Origin of the sequence: Arthrobacter sp. (assembly GCF_031988865.1) — a bacterium.
Classification (GTDB): domain Bacteria; phylum Actinomycetota; class Actinomycetes; order Actinomycetales; family Micrococcaceae; genus Arthrobacter_B.
Map to the genome: position 1 here is coordinate 50,734 of NZ_DALZXY010000011.1, position 4,979 is coordinate 55,712.

A 4,979-nucleotide genomic window follows, 5' to 3' on the forward strand; every position below is an offset into this window, starting at 1 on the left:
TTAGTAGGCAGCCGGCCCTTTTTGCCGTCCTGGGTGTTAGCCGCGGCCCGTCAGCTTCTGCCACCGGGCGGTCAGGCCCCACTTGGTGACGTTGCTGATCGCCTCGAAGACAATGTTTCCGCTCATCTTCGAAGCACCGAACTCGCGCTCTAGGAAAGTGATAGGAACTTCCTTGATCGTCAGGCCGAGCCGTGCAACGCGGAAGGTCATATCGACCTGGAAGCCGTAACCGACGGATTCAACGGCTGAGAGGTCAAGCTTCTCCAGCGTGGTGCGGCGGAAGGCACGGTACCCGGCGGTGATGTCGCGGACGCGGATTCCGAGCATCAGCCGGGAGTAAGTACTTCCCGCCCGGGAGAGCAGCTTGCGGTGAAGCGGCCAGTTGACGACGGAGCCGCCCGGTACCCAGCGGGACCCGATAACCAGGTCTGCGCCGGCCTTCGAGGCCTCAAGCAGCAGCGGCAGCTGTTCCGGTTTATGCGAACCGTCAGCGTCCATTTCCACGAGGATGTCGTAGCCGTTCTCCAGGCCCCAGCGGAATCCGGCGATGTAGGCCGCCCCGAGTCCCTCTTTGCCCTTGCGGTGCAGCACGTGGACCTGGGGATCGCGGGCCGCCTGCTCGTCGGCATAGGCACCGGTGCCGTCCGGGCTGTTGTCGTCCGCAATCAGCACATCGGAGTCCGGGACTGCAGTCCGTAGCCGCTGGAGGGTCTTGGGCAGCGACTCGATCTCGTTATAAGTGGGGATGATGGTCAGGACGCGCACGCAAAGGGCCTTTCAACGAACACGAGCCGCGCTGATCGCGGCCCGGAGGGTTCTGCTTGGACGGCAGAATTACCAGTATATGTGACCACGTGTGACGCCCGGCTCCGGTGTCGGCATACGGCCGGACATGCAGAGGGGCGGGTTCCGCCGTCTTCGGGCCAGTCCCGGGGAATCCGGACCTGTTTTCTACTGACGGATGAACCCACCCCAATGTGTTGCAACTGATGGCCCCGCACCAAATGGGCGGAAGGCCCATCAACCCCCCACGCACGCGTGCTCGGGCCGTGGCAGCCCAATACCGGCTTTGGCCGGAACGGGCTACGGTCCCCCTAGACTACGTGCTGAGCGAAAAGTGTCAACACGCTGCTGACTAGGGCGCATGGTATCCCTGCAGGTCAGAGGCACATTTGCCGCAAAAGCCCTGGAAGAATATTTTTCGGGTCCCTAACTGAAATCCGGTGCCCGGTAGAGCTCGGTGCCCTGATGCACGGTCTGCAGGCACCGCGGAAGTGTCCCGGTATCCAGGGCGGGCAGCAGCGGTGTTCCGGCGCGCGGATCCGTGCTCCAGGACGCTACGGAGGCATCAGGGGTCTGGACCATCAGCTCGTCGGCTTCCCAGACGGCGAACGACGCCGGTGTGCCGGGCGCCAGCTGCCCCAGCATGGGGTTGCCCGTCCCCGCTGCGCGCCATCCGGCGCGCGTGTGTGCAATGAACGCGGCCCTGGCAGAGACTCGTTCGTTGGGATTGGAATGCATCACTGCGGCCTGAACCGCGCGCCAAGGATCAAGGGCGGTAACGGGGGCATCGGAGCCGAACACGACCGGCACCCCGGCCGACAGCAGCGATGCGAAGCGGTTCATGCCGCCGCTGCGGGCACCCAGCCGCTGGGAGTACATGCCGTCGTCTCCGCCCCACACGGCGTCGAAGACAGGCTGCATGCTGGCCGTGACGCCGTAGCGCACCAGGTCGGCGATTGCGGCGTCGTCGGTAAGCTCCACGTGTTCAAGGCGGTGGTGGAGGGCGCGCACGGCCGGTTCCCCCAGGGCAACGGAGGCAGAGCGCAAGGCACCGATTGCTGCATCGAGCCCCGCGTCACCGATTACGTGGAAACCTGCCTGCAGGCCGGCCCGCGTGGCCAGTTCCAGGTGCCGGCCTGCTTGCTCCGCGCTGATAAAGAGGCTGCCAGAGGAATCCAGCGCATCGGTATAGGGCGAGCGGAGCGCTGCGGTCCGTGCTCCAATGGACCCGTCGATATTCAGGTCACCGCCCAGTCCAAGCAGCAGTCCCCCGAAGGTTTCCTTCAGCTCGTCCAACTCCGCCTCGCTGCCCACCAGTTGGCCCCAGTACGGGAGCACCTGCGGGGCCGGAGCATCCCCCAGGCTGCCTTCGAGGCCAAGCAGCTGCCGCAGGTCTTCCGGCGGGACGATGTGGGGCGCGGCCATTTCCGCGACGGCAACGATCCCGCGGGAGGCGGCGAGGTCGAGGGCAGCACGCTGGTACCGTGCCCGCTCGGCAAGGTTCAGGCTGCGGGAGGCGGAGCGGGCGGCGTTGTGGGCGTCGCGGATGACAAACCCGTTATCCCAGCCGTCCCGCTCAGCCAGCCGCAGTTCGGCGGCCAGCGTTCCGGAGACCACCGCACAGTGCACGTCCGCGCGTGCCAGATAGACCCGGCGGTGGCCGGAGGCAGCGTCCAGTTCCGCGGCGGTGGGTACCCTGCCTTCGGGCCAGCCTGACTCGTCCCAGCCGTGGCCGATGACCAGTCCCCCGGTCTCCCGGGCGGCCGCAGCGACGGCATCGAGCAGGTCGGCGAGGGAACGCACGCCGGAGAGATCCAGCGATGATGCCGCGAGGCCGGTTTCGGTGAGGTGGACGTGGGAGTCGACGAACCCCGGGGCCACCAGCGCACCCGAGAGATCGACAACCCGCATCTTGGAGTCCTGGATGGAGGTTGCTGCCTGCTCCGAACCGACCCAGGCGACGGTTCCTCCGTCAACGAGCATGGCTGTCGCGAAGGGATCAGCGGAACTGTAAGCGGAACCGTTGCGGTAGAGGGTCAGACTGGCTGTGGGGGCCGTGGCGTTCAAGGACTCACCTGTTCTTCGTTTCGTGCACTGTGGAGCCGCCCTTGCGGGTGGAACCGGTTTAGCGCAGCGTTTGAGGCTGCGTGGTTATTCGCTGACCGCGGAGTAGGCGACGACGCCACGCCGGATCAGCTCGATGGCTTCCCGGCAGCGCCGGCGGAGGGCATCAGGGATGTCCGGAACCTTCGCCAGCTGATCCACGAGGTCGATGACCTGCTTGGACCAGCGCACAAAGTCACCGGCTGCGAGTTCGGTCCCGTTGAGGGCCACCTGGAGGTGCTTGCCTCGGACCCACTTATACATGGGCCAAACGAGTCCGAGTTCAGGCTCACCGGTCAGGGGAAGCTTCTCCGCCTCCTCAAGGTCCGTCAGCTCGGACCACTGGCGGATCAGGATATCGACGGCGCCGTCGAGCACGGCGCTCGGCATCCGCGGGCGGATCCCGCGTTCCTCCCGCTTGGGCTGGTAGACCAGGGCCGTGGCAAGGCACGCCAGCTCCACGGCGTCGACGTCGTCGAACGCGCCGTGTTCGAGCCCGAGGGCCGCCAGCAGGTCCTTCTCGCCGTAGATCCGGCGCAGCTTGTTCCCGGCGGGCGTGACGGAAGGGACGCCGTCCGCATCCGGGGCGACATAGCCGTAATGCTCCAGGACACCGCTTACCCGGTCGAAGGTCTTGGCGATCGTGTTGGTACGCCCCCGGATCTGGGAGCTGAGGTTGTCGGTTTCGCGCCGCAGTTTCCACCAGCGCTCAGCCCACCGGGCGTGATCCTCCCGGTCGCTGCAGCCATGGCAGGGATGCGCCCGCATCCGCCGCCGCAGGTCGGTGATGGCTTTCTCCTGGGCTTCGGTCCCGGCCGCGTGCAGGGAGGCGCCCCGGCCACCGGCCGGCCGCGGCGGGCGGTGTTCATGCAGGGCGTTGCGCAGCGAGGATGCGAGGTCGCGCCGGTCCTTGGGGGTGCGGACATTGAATGACTTGGGGATGCGGATCTGTGAAACCACGTCCACGGCGCCGTGCAGGTCCTGCACGTGCAGGCGGCGGATCTGCTTATCCTCCATCAGGATGGCCGGGCGCGTTTCGCGGCCGTTCGTGTCGCTGTTGAGCACCACCGCATAGCCAGGGCTGCGGCCGCCGGGGACGTTGATGACGTCGCCCGGCCGGAGCATCTCCAGTGATTCCGCAGCGGCGCTGCGTGCGCTGCGGGCCTTCGTCCGGGAAGCAGCATGCTCCAAGTCGGAGAGCTGCCGGCGCATGGCCGCGTACTCCCTGAAGTCACCGAGGTGGCAAGTCATGGCCTTTTCATACCCGGCCAGTGACTCTTCGCGGGAGCGGACCTGGCGCGCCAGTCCCACGACCGACCGGTCAGCCTGGAACTGCGCGAAGGACGACTCCAGGATTTCCCGGGCCCGGCTGCGGCCGAACTGGGCAATCAGATTAATACTCATGTTGTAGGTCGGCCGGAAAGACGAGTTCAGCGGGTAGGTCCGCCGGGAGGCGAGACCGGCTACGGCAGCCGGATCGGTGCCGGGCTGCCACAGGACCACGGCGTGGCCTTCGACGTCGATTCCGCGGCGGCCGGCGCGTCCAGTGAGCTGGGTGTACTCCCCTGCCGTGACGTCCACGTGGGCTTCGCCGTTGAACTTGTCCAGCTTCTCAAGCACCACCGAGCGGGCAGGCATGTTCACGCCCAGGGCGAGTGTTTCGGTGGCGAACACCGCGCGGACCAGCCCCGCGGCAAACAGCTTTTCCACCACTTCCTTGAAGGTGGGCAGCATGCCGGCGTGGTGGGCGGCGAAACCACGGACCAGGCCTTCGCGCCAGGTCCAGAAACCCAGGATCTCCAGATCGTCCTCGGGAATGTCCTGGCTGGCCTCGTCCACCATGCGCGCAATCACTGCGCGTTCAGACTCGGTCGTCAGCGTCAGGCCGGCGTCGACGCACTGCCTGACGGCGCCGTCACAGCCGTTGCGCGAGAAAATGAAGGTGATGGCCGGCAGGAGGCCCCGCTTGTCCAGCTGGGCAATCACCTGGGGGCGCGAAGCCCGGGGTGTACGGGTTAGGGTGCCGCCGGCGGGCGCTCCGCCGCGGCCGCGGCCCCGGTTCCGGTTGCCGGTCCCGGAACGGGCGCCGCCCC

Annotated in this window: 3 protein-coding genes; all 3 read right to left on the reverse strand. The window is 67.0% G+C overall.

The window, feature by feature from the left end; translation table 11 throughout:
• Positions 1-36 precede the first annotated feature (36 nt).
• Positions 37-765, reverse strand: coding sequence for a polyprenol monophosphomannose synthase (locus RTN46_RS03800; protein ID WP_312179136.1), 729 nt, complete (start codon positions 763-765; stop codon positions 37-39).
• A 444-nt stretch (positions 766-1,209) separates the two neighbouring features.
• Positions 1,210-2,850 carry an amidohydrolase gene (locus tag RTN46_RS03805; protein WP_312179137.1) on the reverse strand — a complete coding sequence of 547 codons (1,641 nt, stop codon included), beginning with the start codon at positions 2,848-2,850 and terminating at the stop codon, positions 1,210-1,212.
• Positions 2,851-2,934: 84 nt separating this feature from the next.
• Positions 2,935-4,979 (reverse strand): RNA helicase (locus RTN46_RS03810; protein ID WP_312179138.1); only part of this gene is annotated, 2,045 nt, incomplete at its 5' end.